This window comes from Lichenicola sp. GTC18331, from assembly GCF_055386855.1.
The window spans coordinates 2078321-2099781 of record NZ_AP045015.1 but is presented as its reverse complement, the minus strand read 5'-3'; the positions used below and the strand labels follow the sequence as shown (position 1 = coordinate 2099781).

At 66.9% G+C, this 21461-nt stretch carries 20 protein-coding genes, 2 tRNA genes, 1 pseudogene and 1 riboswitch; of the genes and pseudogenes, 11 read left to right on the top strand and 12 right to left on the bottom strand.

All coding sequences use genetic code 11. The features are described from left to right. Positions 1-2 precede the first annotated feature (2 nt). Positions 3-1022, bottom strand: coding sequence for a flagellar motor switch protein FliG (fliG, locus tag ACZ5BM_RS09615; RefSeq protein WP_498907681.1), 1020 nt, complete (start codon positions 1020-1022; stop codon positions 3-5). Then, positions 1019-2707, bottom strand: coding sequence for a flagellar basal-body MS-ring/collar protein FliF (gene fliF / locus ACZ5BM_RS09610; RefSeq protein WP_498907680.1), 1689 nt, complete (start codon positions 2705-2707; stop codon positions 1019-1021). Before fliF ends, fliG begins: the two co-directional genes overlap by 4 nt. Before the next feature lie 228 nt (positions 2708-2935). Here fliF and ACZ5BM_RS09605 point away from each other — a divergent pair, with 228 nt between their 5' ends. After that, positions 2936-3415: a glutathione peroxidase gene (locus tag ACZ5BM_RS09605; protein ID WP_498907679.1), complete on the top strand. Its 480-nt coding sequence runs from the start codon at positions 2936-2938 to the stop codon at positions 3413-3415. 70 nt (positions 3416-3485) lie between these two features. On the opposite strand, the gene rocD is transcribed toward ACZ5BM_RS09605, so the two are convergent. Continuing rightward, positions 3486-4703, bottom strand: coding sequence for a PLP-dependent aminotransferase family protein (rocD, locus tag ACZ5BM_RS09600; RefSeq protein WP_498907678.1), 1218 nt, complete (start codon positions 4701-4703; stop codon positions 3486-3488). Next, on the bottom strand, positions 4696-5589 hold the full coding sequence (locus tag ACZ5BM_RS09595) for a dimethylarginine dimethylaminohydrolase family protein (protein WP_498907677.1): 894 nt from the start codon (positions 5587-5589) through the stop codon (positions 4696-4698). Before ACZ5BM_RS09595 ends, rocD begins: the two co-directional genes overlap by 8 nt. 181 nt (positions 5590-5770) lie before the next feature. Between ACZ5BM_RS09595 and ACZ5BM_RS09590 the strand changes: the two genes are divergently transcribed. Beyond that, entirely contained in the window at positions 5771-6208 is a 438-nt protein-coding gene (locus ACZ5BM_RS09590; protein WP_498907676.1) for an Lrp/AsnC family transcriptional regulator, read from the top strand. 80 nt (positions 6209-6288) lie between these two features. Here the strand turns inward: ACZ5BM_RS09590 and ACZ5BM_RS09585 are convergent. Continuing rightward, positions 6289-6364: transfer RNA gene (locus ACZ5BM_RS09585), tRNA-Ala, on the bottom strand. An 87-nt stretch (positions 6365-6451) separates the two neighbouring features. Then, positions 6452-7060 (bottom strand): Maf family protein, encoded by a 609-nt coding sequence (locus tag ACZ5BM_RS09580; RefSeq protein ID WP_498907675.1) that lies wholly within the window; start codon positions 7058-7060, stop codon positions 6452-6454. A 354-nt stretch (positions 7061-7414) separates the two neighbouring features. On the opposite strand from ACZ5BM_RS09580, the gene hemE reads away from it, so the two are divergent. Next, the gene (hemE, locus tag ACZ5BM_RS09575) at positions 7415-8497 is read left to right on the top strand and encodes a uroporphyrinogen decarboxylase (RefSeq protein WP_498907674.1); all 1083 of its coding nucleotides are present in this window, start codon (positions 7415-7417) and stop codon (positions 8495-8497) included. Continuing rightward, positions 8494-8940 carry a CopD family protein gene (hemJ, locus tag ACZ5BM_RS09570; protein WP_498907673.1) on the top strand — a complete coding sequence of 149 codons (447 nt, stop codon included), beginning with the start codon at positions 8494-8496 and terminating at the stop codon, positions 8938-8940. Before hemE ends, hemJ begins: the two co-directional genes overlap by 4 nt. 66 nt (positions 8941-9006) lie before the next feature. Here the strand turns inward: hemJ and ACZ5BM_RS09565 are convergent. The 6 genes from ACZ5BM_RS09565 to mnmE form a co-directional block, all read right to left on the bottom strand. Beyond that, a tRNA-Lys gene (locus ACZ5BM_RS09565) sits at positions 9007-9082 on the bottom strand. A gap of 104 nt (positions 9083-9186) precedes the next feature. Beyond that, entirely contained in the window at positions 9187-10092 is a 906-nt protein-coding gene (locus tag ACZ5BM_RS09560) for a ParB/RepB/Spo0J family partition protein (RefSeq protein WP_498907672.1), read from the bottom strand. Then, entirely contained in the window at positions 10089-10931 is an 843-nt protein-coding gene (locus ACZ5BM_RS09555) for a ParA family protein (RefSeq protein WP_498907671.1), read from the bottom strand. Before ACZ5BM_RS09555 ends, ACZ5BM_RS09560 begins: the two co-directional genes overlap by 4 nt. After that, positions 10897-11499: a 16S rRNA (guanine(527)-N(7))-methyltransferase RsmG gene (gene rsmG / locus ACZ5BM_RS09550; RefSeq protein ID WP_498907670.1), complete on the bottom strand. Its 603-nt coding sequence runs from the start codon at positions 11497-11499 to the stop codon at positions 10897-10899. The genes ACZ5BM_RS09555 and rsmG overlap by 35 nt, the downstream gene beginning before the upstream one ends. Then, positions 11499-13367, bottom strand: coding sequence for a tRNA uridine-5-carboxymethylaminomethyl modification enzyme MnmG/GidA (gene mnmG, locus ACZ5BM_RS09545; protein ID WP_498907669.1), 1869 nt, complete (start codon positions 13365-13367; stop codon positions 11499-11501). Before mnmG ends, rsmG begins: the two co-directional genes overlap by 1 nt. Before the next feature lie 9 nt (positions 13368-13376). After that, positions 13377-14651 carry a tRNA uridine-5-carboxymethylaminomethyl(34) synthesis GTPase MnmE gene (mnmE, locus tag ACZ5BM_RS09540; RefSeq protein ID WP_498907668.1) on the bottom strand — a complete coding sequence of 425 codons (1275 nt, stop codon included), beginning with the start codon at positions 14649-14651 and terminating at the stop codon, positions 13377-13379. 29 nt (positions 14652-14680) lie between these two features. Here mnmE and ACZ5BM_RS09535 point away from each other — a divergent pair. From ACZ5BM_RS09535 to ACZ5BM_RS09505, 7 genes and pseudogenes are all read left to right on the top strand, one after another. Continuing rightward, positions 14681-14893 (top strand): annotated as a pseudogene (locus ACZ5BM_RS09535) (hypothetical protein); the annotation flags it as partial. 6 nt (positions 14894-14899) lie between these two features. Then, the gene (locus ACZ5BM_RS09530) at positions 14900-15184 is read left to right on the top strand and encodes a methylated-DNA--[protein]-cysteine S-methyltransferase (protein ID WP_498907667.1); all 285 of its coding nucleotides are present in this window, start codon (positions 14900-14902) and stop codon (positions 15182-15184) included. Beyond that, a complete protein-coding gene (locus ACZ5BM_RS09525) occupies positions 15181-16155 on the top strand; it encodes a quinone oxidoreductase family protein (protein WP_498907666.1) in 975 nt (324 codons plus the stop codon). The genes ACZ5BM_RS09530 and ACZ5BM_RS09525 overlap by 4 nt, the downstream gene beginning before the upstream one ends. Before the next feature lie 84 nt (positions 16156-16239). Further along, a riboswitch (cobalamin riboswitch) is annotated at positions 16240-16467 on the top strand. Between the two features lie 37 nt (positions 16468-16504). Next, the gene (locus tag ACZ5BM_RS09520) at positions 16505-18763 is read left to right on the top strand and encodes a TonB-dependent receptor (protein WP_498907665.1); all 2259 of its coding nucleotides are present in this window, start codon (positions 16505-16507) and stop codon (positions 18761-18763) included. Next, positions 18763-19518 (top strand): ABC transporter ATP-binding protein, encoded by a 756-nt coding sequence (locus ACZ5BM_RS09515; protein ID WP_498907664.1) that lies wholly within the window; start codon positions 18763-18765, stop codon positions 19516-19518. The genes ACZ5BM_RS09520 and ACZ5BM_RS09515 overlap by 1 nt, the downstream gene beginning before the upstream one ends. Before the next feature lie 5 nt (positions 19519-19523). Next, the gene (locus ACZ5BM_RS09510) at positions 19524-20471 is read left to right on the top strand and encodes an ABC transporter substrate-binding protein (RefSeq protein WP_498907663.1); all 948 of its coding nucleotides are present in this window, start codon (positions 19524-19526) and stop codon (positions 20469-20471) included. Next, positions 20468-21457, top strand: coding sequence for a FecCD family ABC transporter permease (locus ACZ5BM_RS09505; protein ID WP_498907662.1), 990 nt, complete (start codon positions 20468-20470; stop codon positions 21455-21457). The genes ACZ5BM_RS09510 and ACZ5BM_RS09505 overlap by 4 nt, the downstream gene beginning before the upstream one ends. Positions 21458-21461: the final 4 nt, after the last annotated feature.

Below are 21461 nucleotides of genomic sequence, written 5' to 3'. Positions count from 1 at the left end.
CATCAGCCGATCATCTGCTCGTCTTCACGCTCGTTCAGTTCGATCTCGCCCTGCGCGCCGAGTTCCTTGGCTAGCAGCACGATCGCGCCCTGGGCTTCGTCCACGTCTCGCAGGCGGACCGGTCCGAGCGCCGCGATATCGTCGCGCAGGAGTTTGGAGGCACGTTCCGACAGGGTGCCGAGGAACAGCGTGCGGATCTCCTCCGATGCGCCCTTGAGGGCGATCGGCAGTTTCTCCTTCTCCACCGCACGCATCAGCTTGCCGACGGCATCCGGGGTCAGGCGGATCAGGTCGTCGAAGGTGAACATCAGCGACTTCACCCGTTCGGCCGCTTCGCGGTTGCGTTCCTCCAGGGCCGTCATGAAGCGGCCTTCGACCTGACGATCGAGATTGTTGAAGATCTCCGCGATGAGTTCATGACTGTCGCGTCGCGTGGAGCGGGCGAGGTTGGACATGAATTCGGAGCGCAGCGTCTTCTCCACGCTGTCCAGCACGTCCTTCTGCACGCTTTCCATGCGCAGCATGCGCATGACGACTTCCATCGCGAAGCTGTCGGGCAGAAGGCTGAGCACGCGCGCCGCGTGGCCTGGACGGACCTTGCCCAGTACCACCGCGACGGTCTGCGGATATTCGTTCTTGAGATAGTTCGCGAGCACGGCTTCGTTCACGTTGCCGAGCTTGTCCCACATGGTGCGTCCGGCGGGGCCGCGGATTTCTTCCATGATCTGCGCGGCACGTTCGCGGGAAAGGGATTTCTGCAGCAGCCTTTCCGTGCTGTCGAACGAGCCGATCAGCATGCCGGCCGATGTGATGCTCTGCGAGAAATCAGCGCAGACCGTTTCCACTGCCTGCGCCGATACGCTGCCGAGTTGCGACATGGCGAGCGAGATCTCCTTGATCTCTTCCTCGTGCATCATGGAGAAAAGCTGCGCGCACTGATCCTCGCCGAGCGCCAGCATCAGGATGGCCGCGCGTTGCAGCCCGGGATATTGGTTGGCCACCACGACCGCCGTGCTGCTCATGGGTTTCCCTCCTTCGCGAGCCATCCGCGAACGATGTTGAGGCTTTCCTCAGGGTGCTGATTCACCAGCGTCGCGATCTGCCGCAGCGACGCGGCGCGCAGACGGCCGTTCACGTTGGCGACGTTGACCATTCCGTCGTCATCGGACACGGGAACCAGATCGGTTCCCGTACCGGTGCCGGGGAGCGCCATGCCGCCGGACAGTCCGGCGAGCGCGCCGCCCGGGCCTGCGATCGCGACCTGCTGTGTGACGCCATCCGGTCCCGTGACCAGAAGGCCGGTTCCGGCATCGACCGAAGAGGCGCCGGTCATCCGGTTCACCATCGGCCGCACGACGAACACCAGGGCGAGCAGGAGGAACAGGCCCAGCACCACGTTCTGGCCCGCGTGCACCAGATCAGCCTGGTTCATCTTCAGGCCGAGCCAGCCGGCGGGAACCGGCGGCGGCTCGATGCTGCGATCGACGAACGGCATCGACACGACGCTGACCGTATCACCGCGTTTCTGATCATAGCCGATCGCGCTCTTCACCAGCGTGGCGATCTGGTCCAACTCGGCCTGGGACCGGGGCTGCCAGGTCGACTTGCCATCCGCGCCTTTCGCCAGTGTGCCGTCGACCATCACGGCGAGGCTGATGCGTTGAAGACGCGGCTGGTCCTGCACCAGCGTGCGGACGGTCTTGCCGATCTCGTAGTTGTTGGTTTCCTCGCGTCGGTCGCCCTGTGAACCGGCGGCGTTCTGCGCGGCCGGTGCGTTCGGCAGATTGTTCTGCACGCTGGTGTTGTTCTGTTCCGGCTCGGTGCTGCGGGTCTTGTCGCTCACCGTTTGCTGCGAGCGCAGCACCTGCTGGTTCGGATCGTAGCTCTCGCTGGTTTCGCGCACCTGATCCGTGTTCATGGTGACGGCCGCTTCGGCGCGCACATGGTCAGCACCGAGCGAGGGTTCGAGCATTTCTTCCACAGCGCGGGAGAGGCGCATTTCCATATTGCGCTTCTGTTCTTCCGCCGTACTGACCGCTCCATCGGCACCGGACGGAACGCCGGCCCGTGCCAGCACCGTGCCGTGATTGTCGATGATGGCGATGTTCTGGGCCCGCAGACCAGGAACGGCCGCGGAGACGAGATTGATCACCGCCTGAACACCCTCATGGTCGAGATGGGCGCCCCCCGACATCGACAGCAGCACGCTGGCCTGTGCCGGCACCTGTTCGGTGGCGAAAGGTTCGCGATGCGGCAGCACGAGATGCACCCGGGCGCCGCGCACGCCGCTGATGAGGCGGATGGAGCGCGACAACTCGCCCTCCAGCGCGCGTGTCTGGTTGATGGTCTGCTCGAACTGCGTGGCGGTGAGATTGTCGCCACGGTCGAAGATCTCGTAGCCGACCGATCCGCCCGACGGCAGGCCGCCTTTGGCCAGAAGCAGGCGCGCGGCTGCCACCTGATCCGCCGGCACCATGATGCGATCGTCGCCGGCAAGTTCGTGCGGGATATGCGACTTGTCGAGCAGGTCGGCCATCTGTCCGGCTTCGCGCAGGTCGAGATCGCCATAGAGAAGCGCCATCGGCTGGTGCCCGCCGCCCTGCGCCATCAGCACGCCCAGCATGCCCAGCACGATCGCTGCGACCACACCCATGGCCGCGAGCTTGGGCGTGCCGAGTGCCCGCAATCCGTCGAGAAGCGGCTTCACCGTGCCGGTTCGCAAAAGCTGGGGGACATGGCTCTGTTTCCCTGACGCGGCGAAATGCCGACGGAGGCAGGGTGGCAGCGAAAGATTAAGCTGCGATTAAGTGCCCGGCAGTTTTTGCCCGGCATTTTCAGCCGGGATGCGTGTCGACAGCGATTTCCACTGTGGATAGGGTTTCCGGAAGCAGGCGCGTTCGAGCACGGATAGCATCGCCGGCAGGAGCATGCGCGGATGAGCAGCGTCTACGATTTCACGGCCACCGATATCGCCGGCAACGCAGTTTCGCTGGGAGATTATCGCGGCAAGGTGCTGCTGATCGTCAACACGGCGAGCAAATGCGGGTTCACGCCACAATATGAGGGGCTGGACGCGCTCTACCGGGAGTTGGAGGGACGCGGACTGGTGGTGCTGGGATTTCCCTGCAACCAGTTCGGCAGGCAGGAGCCGGGCGACGCGACGGAGATCGCCACGTTCTGCAAGCTGACCTATGACGTCAGCTTTCCGCTGTTCGGCAAAGTCGCGGTCAACGGAAACGGGGCCGAACCGCTGTTCATGTGGCTGAAAGCGGAAGCGCCGGGGCTGCTTGGAACCAAACGGATCAAATGGAACTTCACCAAGTTCCTCGTGGACCGCAGCGGACAGGTGCGAAACCGGTTCGCGCCGAGCACCAAGCCGGCCGATCTGCGTGGGGCGATCGAAGCCTTGTTGTAAGCGCGTTGTTCGGGCTGGCCGGATTGTTTCACGTGAAACATCGCAGCCGACTGGCCGTCCGACCGCACGTTCAGACCAGCGCCCGGATCACGTTGCCGACCTGTTCCGCAAGCCAGTCCGCTTCCGCCATCGTCAGCACCAGAGGCGGCGACAGACGAATGGTGTGATGGTGCGTGTCCTTGCACAACAGACCGGCGTCACGAAGCGCTTCCACGAAGCGACGTGCGTCACCTAGTGCTGGATCGAGTTCGAGCGCCAGCATCAGACCGCGCCCGCGCACGTCACGCACGCCCGGCAGTTCCGCGGCCCGGAGGGTGCGGAGAAGATGCGCGCCGACACGATCGGCATTGCCGATCATGTCTTCTTCGACGAGCACGCGTAGAGCAGCTCGAGCCACGGCGCAGGCGAGAGGATTGCCGCCGAAGGTACTGCCGTGTTCGCCGGGACGTAGCGTGCCAAGCGCCTCGTTGTTGGAGAGCACGGCGCTGACGGGGTAGAAACCGCCGCCGAGTGCCTTGCCGACCAGGGTCATGTCGGCTTCGACGCCCTCGTGTTCTTCTGCCAGAAGGCGGCCGGTGCGGCCGAGCCCGGTCTGGATCTCGTCCAGCACCATCAGCACATTGTTACGGTCGCAAAGGCGTCGCACGGCGCGGAGATAGCCGTCGGGCGGAATGATGACGCCGGCCTCGCCCTGGATCGGCTCCAGAAGCACGGCGGCGGTGTTAGGCCCGATCGCAGCCTCCATGGCGGCGGCATCGCCGTAAGGAACCACGCGGAAGCCGGGCGTGAAGGGGCCGAACTCGTTGCGGGAATCGTCGTCGGTGCTGAAAGAGACGATGCTAAGCGTACGGCCATGGAAATTGTCGGCGCAGACGATGATCTCGGCCTGGTTTTCCGGCACGCCGCGATGGCGATAGGCCCATTTGCGGGCGACCTTGAGCGCGCTCTCCACCGCCTCGGCGCCGGAGTTCATCGGCAGGACGCGCGTGGAGCCGGTCAGTTCGGCGAGCTCCTGGTAGAACAGGCCAAGCTGGTCGTTGCGGAACGCGCGTCCGGTGAGCGTCAGACGACCGGCCTGCTGCGTCAGAGCCGACAGGATGCGGGGGTGGCAGTGCCCCTGGTTCACAGCCGAATAGGCGGACAAACAGTCGAGATAGCAGCGTCCGTCGAGGTCCCAGACCCAGACGCCTTCGCCGCGGCAGAGGACCACGTCGAGTGGTGCGTAGTTGCGCGCACCGTAGCGGTCTTCCAGCGCAATCAGAGCGTCCGGGCGAAGAAGCTCAGGCATGAGCGTGAACCGGTCGTGCGGCGCAGGCTTCGGTGGACACGGTCCGGTCCAGGCGCAGGGTCATGCAATAGGCAGCACCGCCGGAAAGAAGGAACGGCGCCAGATCGACCTGCCGCACGTCGTAGCCGGCTTCGACGAGACGCCGCCGCAGGGTATCTGGCGCCTTCGCCATGGTGACGGTGCGACCGATATTGACGGCGTTTACGCACAGGGCAGCAGCGTCTTCCTCGGTCGCCTCGATGCGGAATTCGGGCGGGACGTGACGATGGATCGTCGCCAGGCCTTCGGCATCGAACGCCGCCGGATAGAACAGCACATGACCGCCGGAAAGCGGGCAGAAGCAGGTGTCGAGATGGTAGAAGGAGGGCGACACCAGACGCAGGGTCACGATCTCCTTGCCGAAGAAGCGGCCCACGGCCTGAGCGCCGGCCAGATTCGATCGCTGTCCGTGACCGGCCCAGAAGAAACCGCGATTGGCGTCCCAGATCGCATCGCCGGCGCCCTCGTGCAGGACGCCGTCAGGCATGGCGGCGACCTCGGTGAACAGGCCGCGATTGGCCATTTCGGCAAAGATCCGATGAAAGCGCTGTTCCTCGTCCGCCCGCTCGGGATGTGCGAAGCGAGCCACGATCACGCGGCCATCGAGAACAACGCCAGCATTGGCGGGGAACACCATATCGGGCAGCCCCTCGACGCCGTCGGCGATCTCCAGGCGGGCACCCGCGGAGCGAAGCGCCGCGGACAGAGCATCGAACGACGTCCGTGCGGCACGGCAGTTGCGCTCTGCATCGGCAGCCCATGCGCCGGGTTCCATCCACGGATTGATCCGGTAGCTGACCTCGAAATGGGCCGGATCGACGAGAAGAAAGACAGGCTGGTCGGTCACGCGCGTCTCGCTCGCTGGAGAATGGAGCCGCACGGTGCAAAAGGCCGGCGTCGGCTGCAAGACGAGGATTGTCACGTTTCAAGGTCGTTCGATGAGCAGAACGAGCAGTCCCATGAGCATGATGCTCAAATCGGCTGGCCGACCGATTTTGCAGGATGCCTGTTTCGGCTAGGTTTCGCTCATGGACGATCTCGACCGACGGCTAGTGGCGCTTCTGTCGGAGGACGCTCGTCTTCCGGTCAAGACGATCGCCGGCCGCCTCGGCATCGCACGCAACACGGTGGAAGCGCGGTTGAGCCGCCTGCGGGCCAGCAGCGTGATCGCAGGCTTCACGGTCCGGCTGGGTCCTGCAGCGGCGGAGGACCGCGTCCGGGCGGTGATGATGGTGAGCGTCGCGTCGAAACGTCCGGAAGAGGTGATGGTGAGTCTGAGCAAGCTCGTCGGTGTGAGCATGGTGCATACGACGAACGGGCGCTGGGACCTGATCGCCGAGCTCAATTGCGCAGATCTGCGGGCGTTCGATCGCCTGCTCTCCGACGCACGAACCGTGGACGGTGTTTCGGAAACGGAAAGCTGCCTGCTCCTGACGTCGCGGGCGGGAGCGGTTCCGAATTGTTGAAGCGGTGCCGTCTCGGACTGTTGGACCGAAATTCGGATTCCGACTGAGATCGAAACGGGCGGATATCGTCCGGATCGGACTGGTGGAGCCGAGGGGAATCGAACCCCTGACCTCCTGAATGCCATTCAGGCGCTCTCCCAACTGAGCTACGGCCCCGCATCCGGGGGGCGGTCTCGCTTGCGGGATCGCCCTTGGGTGGCGGGCATATAGCCGGGTGCGAGAAGGCTGACAAGAGCGTCCGGCTCAAGAAATCAAAACGCCCTGCATACGGAGGAAATCCAGCAGCGGCAGAAGAGGCAGGCCGAGGATGGCGGCGTGCTCGCCCTGCACCGTTTCGAACAGCTGGATGCCCGGCCCTTCCAGCCGATAGGCGCCCACGCTCGACAGGACGGGCTCGCCTTCGGCTGCGAGATAGCGATCGATGAAGGCGTCGGAAACGGCGCGCAGACGCAGGCGCGGCCGGGCCAGATGCGACCAGATCGTTTCGCCGTTCCGTCGGCAGACCAGTGCGGTCTCGAGAACGTGCTCGCGGCCGCGAAGAGCGCGGAGATGCAACGCCGCTTCCGTCATATCGGCCGGCTTGTCGAACGAGCGACCGTCGCAGACCAGGATCTGGTCCGCACCCAGGACGAACCCGTCCGGATGCTGCCCGTCCAGACACGCTGCCTTGGCCTCCGCCAGCCGAAGCGCCGCCGTTCCGGCGTCGGGAGCGGATCGCTTGATCGGTGCTTCGTCGAGATCGGTGGGCTGGGCGGACACGTCGAGACCGGCCGCGCGGAGCACCTGCAGACGCACTGCGGAGGCACTGGCCAGAATCAGGGGTCGAGTCGCGTCCTGGAAGGGGTTCGGCATCGGTCCGGGAGTCCTGGGGTACATGGGGGTTGAATCGATGCGGTGTACAACCTGTACCGAGTCCTGGGGATGACGGGTACAACCGACGAGGGGGTGGAGTTGTACACAGCGTCGGTCGGATGGATTCGGGATAAGCCTGAAAAGCGGTTCGGAAACAGGCTACTGCGAGTTGTACACTCTGTGGGAAAAACGGGGTACGTTTTGCCGGAACCGGGTACCCCGACATCCACAGGGCCCCTTAAGACTCCCACCATTCTCTTCTTCTTTTTTCATGTTTAGACCTTGGGCAGATCGGAGCAGACAGGCAGCGTCGTTCCGGCGATCTTCGGCGAACAGGACGGGCGGTATTCGCGTATGACGGGAAAGAAACTGCTTCGGGCCCTGCACGGCGACGCTGTATGGCCGCCGCCGGTCTGGTTGATGCGCCAGGCCGGGCGCTATCTGCCGGAATTCCGCGCGCTCAGAGAGCAGGCGGATTTCATCACGCGTTGCATGACGCCAGACATAGCAACGGAAGTTACATTACAGCCCATTCGCCGGTACGCGATGGACGGGGCGATCCTGTTCAGCGACATCCTGATCCTGCCCTGGGCGATGGGTCAGCCGCTCGAATTCAAGGAGAATCTGGGCCCGGTTCTGGAGCCGATCCGTACGGAAGCCGATCTCGATCGTCTGCGTCCCGAGCGTGTGCGCGAAGCGACCGCGCCTGTGATGGAAACGCTGCGCAGGCTGCGCCGGACCCTGGATACGCCGGATGATCCCGCCGTTCTAGGCGCCGCGAAACCGGGCGAGACCACTCTGATCGGCTTTGCCGGATCGCCCTTCACCGTCGCCTGCTACATGGTCGAAGGTGGCGGTTCGAAGGAGTTCGCCGCCGTTCGCCGCATGGCCTATGCAGAGCCCGATCTGTTCGGGCGTCTGATCGACCTTCTGACACGCACGACGGCCGACATGCTGTGCGATCAGATCGAGAACGGCGCGGAAGCGGTGATGCTGTTCGACAGCTGGGCCGGGATCCTGCCGCCTGCTCAGTTCGACAAGCACGTGATCGCCCCCACACGTCGCATCGTGGATGCGATCCGCAGCCGCCACCCGACCGTGCCGATCGTCGGCTTTCCCCGTCTCGGCGGCGTTCTGGTCGGCCGCTACGCCCGGGAAACCGGTGTGGACGCGATGGCGCTGGATACGGCGTCGGATCTCGGCATCGTACGCGACATGGTCCCGGACACAGTGACGCTGCAAGGCAATCTGGACCCGCTCTGCCTCCTGGCCGGTGGTCCCCCCCTGGTGGAGGCCGTCAAGGCCGTCAGGAACGCAATGCGGGGCCGTGCGCATGTATTCAATCTGGGCCATGGCGTTCTGCCTCAAACTCCGCCGGAGCATGTCGGGCTTCTGGTCGAGACCCTGCGCGACGTGAGCGACGAGCCTGCGGCATGATCGCAGCGCTCGCGCCCTGGCTTCTGTGGGAGAAGGCGTTTCACGTGATCGCCGTGATCGCCTGGATGGCGGGGCTGTTCTATCTGCCGCGCTTGTTCGTCTACCATTGCGGCGTCGCCGCGGGGTCGGCACAGAGCGAACTGTTCAAGGTGATGGAGCGCAAGCTCCTACGTCAGATCACCACGCCGGCGATGATCGTGGCGCTCGTCTTCGGCGTGCTTCTGATCCTGACGCCGGGCGCCGTGGACTGGCATGCCGCCTGGTGGTGGACCAAGCTCGCCTGCGTCGTGGGGATGATCGTGTTTCACGGTTTCTGCGCGCGCTGGCGCAAGGATTTCCTGCAGGACCGCAACACACGTCCGCACCGCTTCTACCGGATGGCGAACGAAATACCGACCGTGCTGATGCTGGTGATCGTAATCATGGCGATCGTGCAGCCGTAGACGGCTTCGCGATCGAAAGGATCATCAAAATCTGGGAGGATTGTCACCGCCGGTTCGGAAGAACCGTGGTGGGCGCACAAGGACTCGAACCTTGGACCCGCTGATTAAGAGTCAGCTGCTCTACCAACTGAGCTATGCGCCCGATCGTGGACCTTGTGGGGTCGTTCACGGTGACGGCGCTATAGCAGCGGGATTCCGGGGCTGCAAGAGGGCAATACCGCCGTCATCCGGAAATCCTGCCGCAGATCAGCCGTTCAGCAGACGCAGAACGCCGTCGAGCTGGTCGAGCGTGTCGTAATGGATGCGCATCTGCCCACCCTTGCCGTTGAACTGAAGCTCGATCTTCAGGCCCAGCTTCTGCTTCAGCTCGCGCTCGAGCGCCACGATCTCCGGATCGCGATCCTCGCGCGCGCCGACCGGGATCCGCGCTTCCACCGGTGCGATCTTCGCCGCCGTGCTCTGGCTCTGCACCATCTGTTCCGTTTGGCGCACGGAGAGACGCTTGGCGATCACCGCCATCGCCGCCTTGGCCGGGTCCGGATGGTTGATCAGAGCCCGTGCATGCCCCGCGCTCAACGCGCCGTTCATCACCTCGCGCCGAACCCCTGAGGGCAGTTGCAGCAGGCGCACCGTGTTGGCGACGTGGGAGCGGGATTTTCCCACCGCGCCCGCGAGCTGCTCCTGCGTCATGCGGAACTCGCCCAGCAGGCGCTGCAAGCCCTCGGCCTCCTCGATCGCGTTCAGGTCGCTGCGTTGCAGGTTCTCGACCAGAGACGCGGCCATGGCATCGGCGTCGGGAAGGTCGCGCACATGCACCGGAACCTCGTGCAGTTCGGCCATCTGCGCAGCGCGCCAGCGTCTTTCGCCAGCGATGATCTGGTAGCGCCCCGGTTTGCCCGGATGCGGACGCGCCAGGATCGGCTGCAGGATGCCGCGCGTGCGGATGGAGGCAGCCAGCTCCTCGAGCTGATCCGGCAGCATGATCTGCCGCGGCTGGAACGGGCCGGCTTCCAGCAGATCCACCGCGATCGGATGCACGCCGTTCTGCCGTCCCGGGCGGATCGGATCCGTGTCCGGCCCCCTGTCGCCCAGCAGGGCCGCCAATCCGCGGCCCAGCCTCGGCGGCGGTGCGTCCTTGCGCTTGCTGCTCATTGTGCCGCCTTGTGGTTCGCCAGCCTCGCGAGCAGCTCATCCGCCAGCGCCGCATAAGCGACCGCACCGCTCGATTTGGCGTCGTACAGATGCGCCGGCTTGCCGTGGCTCTGCGCTTCGGAAATGCGGATGTTGCGCGGAATCACGGTCTCGAACACCTGCTCTCCGAAGAACCCGCGCGCATCCGCCGCCACCAGTTCGGACAGGTTGTTGCGCCTGTCGAACATGGTCAGCACCAGCCCTTCCATGCGCAGCGCCGGATTGAAGGCACGCCGCACCCGATCCACCGTCCGGATCAGCTGGCTGACGCCCTCCAGCGCGAAGAACTCGCATTGCAGCGGCACCAGTACCGAGCCTGCCGCGATCAGCGCGTTCAGCGTCAGCAGTCCGAGGCTGGGCGGACAGTCGATCAGGATGAAATCGTAGCCCTGGGCGTGCGCGTCGCCGTCTAGCGCCTGTTTCAGGCAGTATTCGCGCCGTTCGCGATCCACCAGTTCGATTTCCGAGCCGGCCAGCTCGTTGTCGGCCGGCACCAGCTGCAGCGTCTCGATCGCCGTATCGCAGACGAGGCCGCTCAATGCCGCGCCATCGGCGATCAGCGCATAGGACCCCGCATCGCGTCCGTCATAGGCGATGCCCAGACCCGTGGAGGCGTTGCCTTGCGGATCCAGGTCGATCAGCAGAACGCGCTTGTTCTGCAGGGCCAGCGCCGTGGCGAGATTGATCGCCGTCGTGGTCTTGCCGACGCCGCCCTTCTGGTTCGCGACGGCGATGATGTGCGGCGTCCGGACGGCAGCGGCAGTGCTATCGCCCGGTCGCCCGGTCGGGCTCTTTGACACGCCTGATTTCACTCAATCTGAGGATGACCCCGTCCGAACTGCTCCGGCTCGGGCGTCTGGAGACCGTCATGTGCCATTCCGCCCCGGCCGCGGTCAATTCGTCCTCGGCGTTACGGCCCTTCAGGAACAGGCAGAGTCCGTCCGGCCGCAGGAAGCGTGTCGCCCAGTCCAGCAGCAGCGGCAGCGGCGCCAGCGCGCGCGCCGTGACGATGCCGACCGACGCGATCTTGGCCTCCTCGATCCGTTTCGCCACCACCGTCGCGTCGGCTCCGGTGCTGCGCGCCGCTTCGCGCAGGAAGCTCGCCTTGCGCTGGTCGCTTTCCACCAGCGTGACCGGATTGCCTGTCGCGATCGCCAGGATCAGGCCGGGAAAGCCGCCGCCCGACCCCAGATCCACGAACGGCACGCCCGGCGGCATATCGTCGGCCAATTGCAGGCTGTCCTCGATATGGCGCGGCCAGAGCTGGGCCAGATCCTTCGGCGACACCAGATTGATGCGCTGGTTCCAGCGTTCCAGCAGCGACGCGAACACCTCCAGCCGCGCCATTGTTTCACGTGAAACATTCATCAGGCGGCGGTCCGCAGATGTGCCAGCAGCGCCATCAGCGCCGCCGGGGTGATGCCGGGCACGCGCTGCGCCGCGCTGAACGAGGCCGGACGAGCCGCCGCCAGACGCTCGCGCATCTCCGCACTCAACCCGCCGATGGCGGTGAAATCGAGTGTCGCCGGCAGAGACAGCGCCGTTTCGCTGCCGAGCTGGCGGATCTCCCGCGCCTGCCGGCCGAGATAGCCGCGATAGCGCGCCTCGGTCTCCAGATGCGCCCGCGCCCGTGGCGACAACCCATCCAGCCACGGCGCGAGAGCGGACAGACCGGGCGCCGCCGGATCGATCGCCAGCAGATCCAGCAGCGTACGGCGCCGACCGTCGGCCGGGGCACTCAGCCCGTGCTGGCTCAGAACCGGCGGCGAGAACAGTTCCGCTTCCGCACGCGCCGTCGCGTCGCCGATCTCCTCACGGTCGCGCCGGAACAAAGCGGCACGCTCCGCACCGACGCAGTTCCAGCCGATCCCGGCTTCGGTCAAACGCAGATCGGCATTGTCCGCCCGCAGCGTCAGCCGATACTCGGCGCGCGAGGTGAACATGCGATACGGCTCCGACACGCCCTGGGTGGTCAGATCGTCGATCATCACGCCGAGATAGGCGGTGCCGCGATCCACCGTCACCGCGTCCGCGCCGGAGGCCACGCGGGCGGCGTTCAATCCCGCCAGAAGCCCCTGCGCGGCGGCTTCCTCGTAACCGGTGGTGCCGTTGATCTGCCCGGCCAGAAACAAACGCGGCAGCGCCTTCAGCTCCAGGGTCGGCCAGAGCGCGCGCGGGTCGATATGGTCGTATTCGACGGCGTAGCCCGGCTGCACGATCCGCGCACGCTCCAAACCCGGCATGGTAGCGATCAAACGCGCCTGGATCTCGGCCGGCAGGCTGGTGGAGATGCCGTTCGGATACACCAGATCGCCGCCGGGATTGCCGGGCAGCGCTTCCGGCTCCAGGAACACCTGGTGCCGGTCCTTGTCGGCGAAGCGCACCACCTTGTCCTCGATCGACGGGCAGTAGCGCGGGCCACGGCCGGAAATCGCCCCGCCATACACGGCGGACAGATGCAGGTGCTCGCGGATCAGCGCGTGCGTCTCCGGGGTGGTGCTGCTCACCCGGCAGGACACCAGCGCGTTGTCGATCGACGCGGTCAAACGGCTGAACGGCACCGGCACGGCATCGCCGGCATCTTCCGGCAGCGCCTCCCAGTCGATGCTGTCGCGGGCCAGACGCGGCGGGGTTCCAGTCTTCAGACGCCCCATCGGCAGACCGAGCGCCTCCAGGCGTGCGCCCAGAGCCGCAGCCGGCGCCTCGCCCACACGCCCCGCTGCGGTCGTCTCGTGCCCGACATGGATCACGCCGCGCAGGAAGGTGCCGGCAGTCAGAACCACGGCCCCGGCGCGGAACCGGCGTCCATCCGCACACACCACGCCGCAGACGGCACCGTTCGCGTCCAGAAGCAGATCGTCCACCGCTGCCTCGACGATCTCCAGCCCCTCCTGCCGCGCCAGAAGATCGCCGATCGCGGCCCGATACAGGGATCGATCGGCCTGGGCGCGCGGGCCATGCACGGCCGGACCCTTGGACCGGTTCAGCAGCTTGAAATGAATGCCGGCCCGGTCCGCCGCCACACCCATCAACCCGTCCAGGGCGTCGATCTCGCGCACCAGATGGCCCTTGCCGATGCCGCCGATCGCCGGATTGCACGACATGGCACCGATCGTGGCGATCCGGTGCGTCAGAAGCAGGGTGCGGGCGCCGGACCGCGCGGCGGCGGCGGCAGCCTCGCAACCGGCATGGCCGCCGCCGATGACGATCACGTCGCAGGAGGAGGAATGGGACATGAGAAGGATCTACTTGCCGATGCAGAACTGGTTGAAGACGGTGTCTAGCAGATCTTCGACGCCGATCCTGCCGGTCAAACGTCCCAGCGCCTGCATGGCCAGTCTGAGCGCTTCGCCGCGCAACTCGGGCAGATCGAGACCGGAGGCTGCGTCCAGATGATCCAGCGCCTCCGTGATCCCGGCGCGATGGCGTGCCCGCGTCAGCGGCGGCGCCCCGGCCAGATCGGTCAGGCGCGCCACTTCTGCGGCCAGACGCGCACGCAACGCGTCCAGCCCGGCCCCGGTCTGCGCGCTCACGCCGAGCCAGCCCTCGGGTGCGACGGCCAGATCCGTCTTGTTCCAGACCAGGATGCCGTCCGTGCCCCCGGGCTCCGATCCGGCACAGGCGACGCGCAGCACCAGATCGGCGCGCTGGGCATGGCGTAGCGCACGACGCACGCCTTCCTGCTCCAGAGGGTCGTCGCTGTCGCGCACGCCGGCCGTGTCGATCAGCGTGACAGGCACATCGGCCAGAACCAGGCGAACCTCGATCGCGTCACGCGTGGTGCCGGCGATATCGGACACCATCGCCGCATCGTGCCCGGCCAGACGGTTCAGGAGGCTCGACTTGCCGACATTGGGCGGCCCGACGATCGCCACCACCAGGCCGTCGCGGATACGCTCGCCCTGCGCGCCGGTGCACAGATGCGCGCGCATCTCGTCCGCGAGCGATGCCGTGTCCTGCGTCAGCGCGTCCTCGATTTCTGGCGGCAGATCCTCGTCCGGGAAATCGATCAGCGCTTCCTGATGCGCGAGCAAGACGCGCAGACGCTGCGCCCAGCCATCGTAGAGTCGGCTCAGAACACCGTCCGCCTGCTGCAGGGCCTGCCGCCGCTGCGCCTGGGTTTCCGCTTCCACCAGATCGGCGATGCCCTCGGCTTCCAGAAGATCGAGCCGGTCGTTGGCGAAAGCGCGTCGGGTGAACTCGCCCGGTTCGGCAGGACGCGCACCCAGCGACGCCAGCGCCTCGGCCACGGCCTCCACCACGGCGGGACCGGCATGCAGATGCAGCTCCGCCCCGTCCTCGCCGGTGTAGCTGCGCGGCCCCGGAAACCACAGCACCAGGGCCCGGTCCAGCAGATCGCCGTCCCGGCGCAGGGCGCGCAGCGTGGCACGGCGCGGTTCGGGCAGGGTGCCGCACAAAGCGCGCAGGATCGCCGCCGTGTCCGGGCCGCTGAGGCGCAGAACCGCGATGGCGGCGCGGCCGGTTCCCGTGGCACGGGCGAAGATGGTAGATGGGTTCAAAGCTGCTTCCTTGAACAAGGGAGCCGGCCCTGCTCTGTTTTCTCGACCGGCTCCGGAGTGCGTTCGCCCTGCCTCAGCTCTCGCTGCATTCGCCGCTCGGCGACCTGACCCTCACGGAAGAGGACGACGCGATCGTCGCCCTCGACTGGGGCTGGGCCGGCGCACAGGAGAACACGGCGCTTCTCCGCCGGGCCAGGGACGAGATCAACCGCTATTTCGACGGCGAACTGCGATGCTTCACCGTTCCGGTGAATCCCGTCGGCGCCACCGCCTATCGCAAGCGCGTCTGGGCCGCCCTGTCGGCGATCCCGTACGGCGAAACCCGCACCTATGGCGCCGTCGCGCGCGACACGGGCGGCTCGGCCCGTTCCGTCGGCCAGGCCAACCGCTTCAACCCACTGCCGATCATCATTCCCTGCCATCGCGTGGTGGCGGCGGGCGATCTGGGCGGGTTCAGCATGGAAGGCGGCCAGGACACCAAGCGCTTCCTGCTTTCCCTCGAAACCGCCGATCTTTCGGGACTCGACCGATGACAGATTCCGTTCGCGTTCACGCCTATGGCGGCCCGGAAGCGCTGAGCTTCGACCAGATCCCCAAACCCGCCCCCGCCGCGGGCGAGATCCTGATCCGCCAGGACGCGATGGGGGTGAACTTCATCGACATCTATTACCGTACCGGCCTCTACAAACTGCCCAGCCTGCCCTGCGTGATCGGCATGGAAGCCGCCGGGGTGGTGGAGCAGGTTGGTTCGGACGTGTCGGGGATCGCGGTCGGCGATCGCGTCGCCTATCCGACCCAGCTCGGCGCCTATGTCTCCCACCGCACCATCGCCGCCGATCTGGTGGTGAAGCTGCCCGAGACCGTGTCCACGCGCACGGCCGCGGCGATGATGCTGCGCGGCCTCACGGTGCAGGTGCTGCTGCGTCAGGTGCGCATGCTCCAGCCCGGCGACACCATCCTGGTGCATGCGGCGGCCGGCGGAGTCGGGCTGATGCTGTGCCAATGGGCCGCCTATCTCGGCGCCACCGTGATCGGCATCGTGTCCACGGACGCCAAGGCGGAACAGGTCCGCGCGCGCGGTGCGCAGCATGTGCTGGTCGGCTACCAGGACGTTCCGGCCCGGGTGCGGCGCATCACCGGCGGAGCGATGGTGCCTGTGGTGTACGACAGCGTCGGCAAGGACACCTTCGTCGACAGCCTGGACTGCCTGGCCCCGCGTGGGCTGATGGTGTCCTACGGCAATGCGTCCGGCGAGGTCACAGACGTCGCCCTGCGCATGCTGGCCGCGCGCGGCAGCCTGTATGTGACCCGGCCCAAGCTCGCCACCTTCATCGCCCGGCCGGAACAACTCCGCGCCGCCTCCGCGGAACTGTTCGAGGTGGTCGGAAGCGGCGCGTTGACGGTGGAGATCGGCCAGGAATTTCCCCTGTCCCGCGCCGCGGAGGCGCATCGCGCCCTGGAAAGCCGCGCCACGATCGGCAGCACCATCCTGCTGCCGGGCTGACCCGGCGGCTCTGGTCTTCCCGATCAATGTTACGTTATACTATAACGTATGCGAGTTCCGATTGATCGCGCGACGGTTCGCGCCTACCCGTTTCCCGTCGATGGTCCCGCGCGAGCGGGTGAAAAGGGAACGCCGAAGGGTTCCGGCGGGACATTGCGTCCGGGAACCTCGTCGGCGGCTGCCCCCGCAACTGTGAGCGGGAAGCGCCGTGCCGGATGCCACTGGGCCCGCTTCCCCGGAAGCAGGCCCGGGAAGGCGGCGCGACGTGTCTGATCCGCGAGCCAGGAGACCTGCCATCGTCGCGTATCGAGCGCCGCCGGGCGGGGTGTACCGGAGGCCGGAGTTGTTCATGTCCGGTTTTCTTTGGGGCGATCCGCGCCCGTTCCGTTCCGTCCGGCCCTTCGCCGCGTTTCTGGTTCTGGCCGCGCCGTTCTGCGTTTCACACGCGGCTCTCGCGCAGACCTCGGCGACGGACGATCCCACCGAGCATCTCGACGTCCCGGGACGCCGTCCGCTCGACCGCCCCGCCCCGGTCGGCAGCCGCCTCGGCCTGTCTCTGCGCGACACGCCTGCCACGGTGGACACGATCTCCCGCGACACCGCCCTGCAACGCGGCGCCCTGTCGGCCGAGGCGGCGGCGGACATGCTGCCCGGCATCACCTCCGGCGGCTCGCCCGGCAATCCGGGCCAGTTCGTTCTGCGCGGCTTCACCGCCAACGAGATCACCGTTCTGCATGACGGCACCTATCTCGGCCCGGTGACGATGGTGAACAGGCCTCAGAACAGCTTCAATCTTCAGGACATCGAGGTGCTGCAGGGCCCGGCCTCGGTGCTGTACGGACAGGGCGCGGTCGGCGGCGTGGTGGACGAGCGCTCGCGCGATCCCGTTCTGGGCCGACGCTCGGCCGATCTGCTCGCCTCCTACGGCTCGTTCGACACCTGGAATGCCGGCATCGGCATCAACCAGCCGATCGGTCGCGATGCCGCCGTGCTGGTCGATGTCAGCCGCTCTTCCTCGAACGGCTATGTCCCGGGCTCCGATCCCGCCTCGCTCGACGTCACAGGCGCCCTGCTCTGGCACGCCCCGCATCGCGTCACGTTGCGCCTCGGTCTCGACGTCCTGCGCGACCAGCTCTCGTCCTATTACGGCACGCCTTTGGTCCCGGCCGCATCGGCCTCGTTCTTCGGCGGCATCGCGGGCGGCCTGCTTTCCTCCGGCACCGGCCTCGCCGTCGCCCGTGATTCGCTCTGGCAGAACTATAACGTGCGCGATTTCACCACGACCAGCACGTCGCTGCGCCCCACGCTGCGGCTCGATTGGCGCGCCACGGACCGGCTCACGATCCACGAGAAGGCCTATTTCTTCTACGCAGCGCGCCGCTGGCAGAACGCGGAAAGCTACAGCTTCATCCCACCGGGCACGGACGCCGTGGATGCGGACGGAAACGCGATCGCCGCAGGCAGCATCGCCCGCGACCGCTTCCATGTGTTCCAGAACCAGCATCAGGTGGGCGACACGCTGGACGCCACGCTCGACGGCCACCTGTTCGGGCTGCCCAATCGCGTGGTGGCCGGGATCGACGGCTCCTATCTCCGCTTCATTCGCGATCGCGGCTTTCCCGACGCGCCATACGCCGATGCCGTTTCGCTGTCCGACCCGGATCGCGGCGAGTACGGCGCCTTCGCCGGCGACCTGCCGTCGCGCAAATCCCCCACCGATCTCGGCGATCTCGCCCTGTTCGCGGAGGACGTGTTGTCGCTCACACGCACCCTGAAACTCGTCACGGGCTTCCGATACGACTGGCTCTGGCTGGGCCGCGACAATTTCAACCAGGACGGCTCCTTCAACGCCAGGACCAGCTTTTCCGGCACCTATCACCCGAACAACGGCCGCGTCGGCCTGGTCTGGAACGCCACACGCGATATCAGCCTCTACGGTTCCTGGACCAGCGCGGACGATCCGCCAGGCGCCAACATCTTCCTGGCCAATCGCGGCCAGTTCGACCGTCTGAGCCACGCGCAGCAGGCCGAGATCGGTCTCAAGGCCGCCCTGCCCGACGGTCGTGCGGATCTCACGCTTTCGGCCTACCATATCGAACGCAACAGGATGCTGGTCGCGACCGGGCCGGACACCGTCTCCACCGCGGGAAGCCAGCATTCCAACGGCATCGAGACGCAGGCGAACTGGCGTCCCGCAGCGCACTGGACCGTTTCCGCCAACGCCGCCTGGACACGGTCACGCTACGGCAGCTTCCACCCCGACGCCGCAATCGATGCCACGGGCAACCGGCCGCCCGACGTTCCGGCCCTGGTCGGCAATCTCTGGCTCGTGCGCGATCACGTCGCGGGCACGCCGGTGGATCTCGGCGGCGGCTGGCGCCATGTCGGCGACCGCGCAGGCGACTATGCCGACACCCTGTCGCTCAAGGCGTACGACACCGTCGATCTGTTCGCAGCTTACCATCTGCGCCCGGCGGTCACCCTGTATGGGCGGATCGGCAATCTTCTCGATCGGCACTATGTGCAATGGGCCGATGTGAGCTATCCGACGGAGGTGATTCTCGGCGCGCCGCGCTCGTTCTCCCTTTCCCTTCAGGCGAGCTTCTGATGCCGCTCGGTCCCATGCTCGTGGTGGAGAATGCCGGCATCCCCGGCATCCTGTCGCCCGTTTCCGTGTCGGTCGCGCAGGGCACGTTTCTCGCCCTGCTCGGCCCCAACGGCGCCGGAAAGACCAGCCTGATGCAGCTCATGGCCGGCCGCAAGGCGAGTGCAGGGCACGTCTCCATCGCCGGGCAATCGCTTCGCGCGCTGGACCCCAGGCGCCGGGCGCGTCTGGTGGCGCATGTCGCGCAACGCGACGATCCTGATCCGCACTTCGTCGTTCGCGACTACGTCTCTCTCGGACGCCTGCCGCATCAAGGCACGATCCACGCCCGGTCCGACGCCGCCGCCATCGCAGACGCGCTGGAGCGCTGCGGCGTCGCGTCGCTGGCAGGCCGCACACTCGGCTGCCTCTCCGGCGGCGAACTCCAGCGCGTGCGTCTCGCCCGCGCCGTGGCACAGGACACGCCGGTCCTGCTTCTGGACGAACCGACCAACCATCTCGACCCCGCCGCCGCCACCGGTTTTCTCCGCACCGTGCGCACGCTCGGACGCACCGTGGTCGCCGTTCTGCACGATCTGGCCTCGGCGGATGCGTTCGCAGACCGCGTGCTCCTGCTGCGTGGCGGCCGCACGGTGGCGGAAGGAACGCCTGGGGAATGTCTCCAGTCCGCCCTCGTGCGCGACGTGTTCGGTCTCGACTGCGCGCGTCTGCACGCACCGGACGGCACACGCCATTTCGTGCTGATGCCGGCCGGCTGAACAGGATGCGTTTCCTGCTCGCTGCGACAGCGATCTTCCTGTCTCCATGTGCACCCGCCCTTGCCGCCGGCTTTCCCCTGACCGTGGAAAGCTGCGGCAAGCCCGTCACCATCGCCGCACCGCCCGAGCGCGCCGTGGCGGTGGATCTGAACATGGCCGAGATGCTGTTCGCGCTCGGCGTGCAGACACGGATCGCGGGTCTGGCCGGCATCACCGGCTTTCATCGCGTCACGCAGCACTTCCGCTCCGAACAAGGCAGCATCCCGGAACTGTCGCCGCGCTACCCATCGCTGGAAACCATCCTCGCCGCACGCGCCGATCTGTTCGTCGCAGGCTGGAACTACGGAATGCGCGTCGGCGGCGACGTCACGCCGGAGACTCTGGCCCGTTTCGGCATCCCGACGCTGGTACTGACGGAAAGCTGCGCCATCGACGGCTCCGTGCGACGCGACCCGAGCATGACACTCCTCTACGACGACGAGCTGCGCCTCGGCCGCGTGTTCGGGCGGGAGGAACGCGCGCAGGCTCTGGTCGCCGGCTGGAAAGCCCGCATCGCCGCCCTGCGCGACCGCATCGGCACGGCCCCGCCGAAAACCGTCTTCCTCTACGACAGCGGCGACACCGCCCCCTTCACCGCCGGCCGCTACGCCCTGGCCAATGCGCTGATCGAGATCGCAGGCGGGCACAACATCTTTTCCGATCTCCCGACGAGCTGGGGCCAGGGAAGCTGGGAGCGCGTGGTTGCCGCCGATCCGGACTGGATCGTGCTCACTGATTCCGGCTTCGGCACCGATGCGCTGGTGCATCGCCTGCGCACCGATCCGGTTCTGAAGACCCTGCGCGCCGTCAGGGACGATCATCTTCTTCCCCTGCGCTACGAATCCCTCACCCCGGGACCGCAGGATATCGACGCGATCGAATCCCTCGCCGCCGCCCTGCATCCGCCGCGATGAAGCGTTTCCGGCTTCTCTTCCCGGCCGTGGCCGTCATCGCTCTTCTGTTCGTGGCCGAACTCGCGCTCGGCAGCGCCGGCATCGGCTGGCGCGCGTCGCTGCATGCGCTCTCGCCCGGTGCGCCGAAGGATGCCGGCTGGTTCATCGTCCGCGATCTGCGGCTGCCGCGCGCGATCCTGGCGGCGCTTGCCGGCGCCACTCTGGCCGTCTCCGGCGCCCTGCTCCAGACCGCCACGCGCAACGCCCTGGCCGACCCCTTCCTGTTCGGCCTGTCCTCCGGCGCGGCTGCCGGCGCCGTCGCCGTCATCACCCATGGCGGCGAGCGGTTCGGCGTCTGGTCGCTCCCGGCCGCCGCCTTGGCCGGTGCCCTGCTCTCCGCCGTTTGCGTCCTGGCGCTCGTCTCCGCCACGCGGCGCAGAGGCGGCGGCGCCGAACGTCTGGTGATCGGCGGTCTCGCCGTCTCGTTCTTGTTTTCCGCTCTCACCGACGTGCTTCTGTTCACGGGCGATCAGCGTGCGGCGCAATCGGTGCTGTTCTGGTCCCTGGGCGGCTTCGGCGGCGCGCGCTGGTCTACGCTGCCGCTCGCCCTGTTCGGCGCGATCACGATCCTCGCCGTCGGGCTCTGGCAGAAACGCGGCCTTGATGCGCTTCTGGCCGGCGACGACACAGCCTCGTCCGTCGGCGTGCGCGTCGATCGCCTGCGCATGCTCGCCTTCGCCACCGCCGCCATCGGCACGGCCTGTTCCGTGGCGCTGTGCGGCGTGATCGGCTTCGCCGGGCTGATGGTGCCGCATCTGTGCCGGGCCCTGGTCGGCATCCGCCACGGCGCGCTCGTACCCACATCCGCTCTCGGCGGTGCCGCGCTGATGCTCGGCGCCGATCTGTGCAGCCGCATCGTCCTGCCCGGCCAGGACATGCCGGTCGGCATCATCGTTTCCGCGCTGGGCGCCGCGTTCGTGCTCGCCCTGCTTCTGCGCCGGGCATAAAAAA

Excerpts from the sequence above, each read along its gene's own strand:
- fliG (WP_498907681.1), bottom strand. The coding sequence starts at position 1,022 with ATGAGCAGCACGGCGGTCGTGGTGGCCAACCAATATCCCGGGCTGCAA.
- ACZ5BM_RS09605 (WP_498907679.1), top strand. The coding sequence starts at position 2,936 with ATGAGCAGCGTCTACGATTTCACGGCCACCGATATCGCCGGCAACGCA.
- rocD (WP_498907678.1), bottom strand. The coding sequence starts at position 4,703 with ATGCCTGAGCTTCTTCGCCCGGACGCTCTGATTGCGCTGGAAGACCGC.
- ACZ5BM_RS09590 (WP_498907676.1), top strand. The coding sequence starts at position 5,771 with ATGGACGATCTCGACCGACGGCTAGTGGCGCTTCTGTCGGAGGACGCT.
- ACZ5BM_RS09580 (WP_498907675.1), bottom strand. The coding sequence starts at position 7,060 with ATGCCGAACCCCTTCCAGGACGCGACTCGACCCCTGATTCTGGCCAGT.
- hemE (WP_498907674.1), top strand. The coding sequence starts at position 7,415 with ATGACGGGAAAGAAACTGCTTCGGGCCCTGCACGGCGACGCTGTATGG.
- hemJ (WP_498907673.1), top strand. The coding sequence starts at position 8,494 with ATGATCGCAGCGCTCGCGCCCTGGCTTCTGTGGGAGAAGGCGTTTCAC.
- ACZ5BM_RS09560 (WP_498907672.1), bottom strand. The coding sequence starts at position 10,092 with ATGAGCAGCAAGCGCAAGGACGCACCGCCGCCGAGGCTGGGCCGCGGA.
- rsmG (WP_498907670.1), bottom strand. The coding sequence starts at position 11,499 with ATGAATGTTTCACGTGAAACAATGGCGCGGCTGGAGGTGTTCGCGTCG.
- mnmG (WP_498907669.1), bottom strand. The coding sequence starts at position 13,367 with ATGTCCCATTCCTCCTCCTGCGACGTGATCGTCATCGGCGGCGGCCAT.
- ACZ5BM_RS09525 (WP_498907666.1), top strand. The coding sequence starts at position 15,181 with ATGACAGATTCCGTTCGCGTTCACGCCTATGGCGGCCCGGAAGCGCTG.
- ACZ5BM_RS09520 (WP_498907665.1), top strand. The coding sequence starts at position 16,505 with ATGTCCGGTTTTCTTTGGGGCGATCCGCGCCCGTTCCGTTCCGTCCGG.
- ACZ5BM_RS09515 (WP_498907664.1), top strand. The coding sequence starts at position 18,763 with ATGCCGCTCGGTCCCATGCTCGTGGTGGAGAATGCCGGCATCCCCGGC.
- ACZ5BM_RS09510 (WP_498907663.1), top strand. The coding sequence starts at position 19,524 with ATGCGTTTCCTGCTCGCTGCGACAGCGATCTTCCTGTCTCCATGTGCA.
- ACZ5BM_RS09505 (WP_498907662.1), top strand. The coding sequence starts at position 20,468 with ATGAAGCGTTTCCGGCTTCTCTTCCCGGCCGTGGCCGTCATCGCTCTT.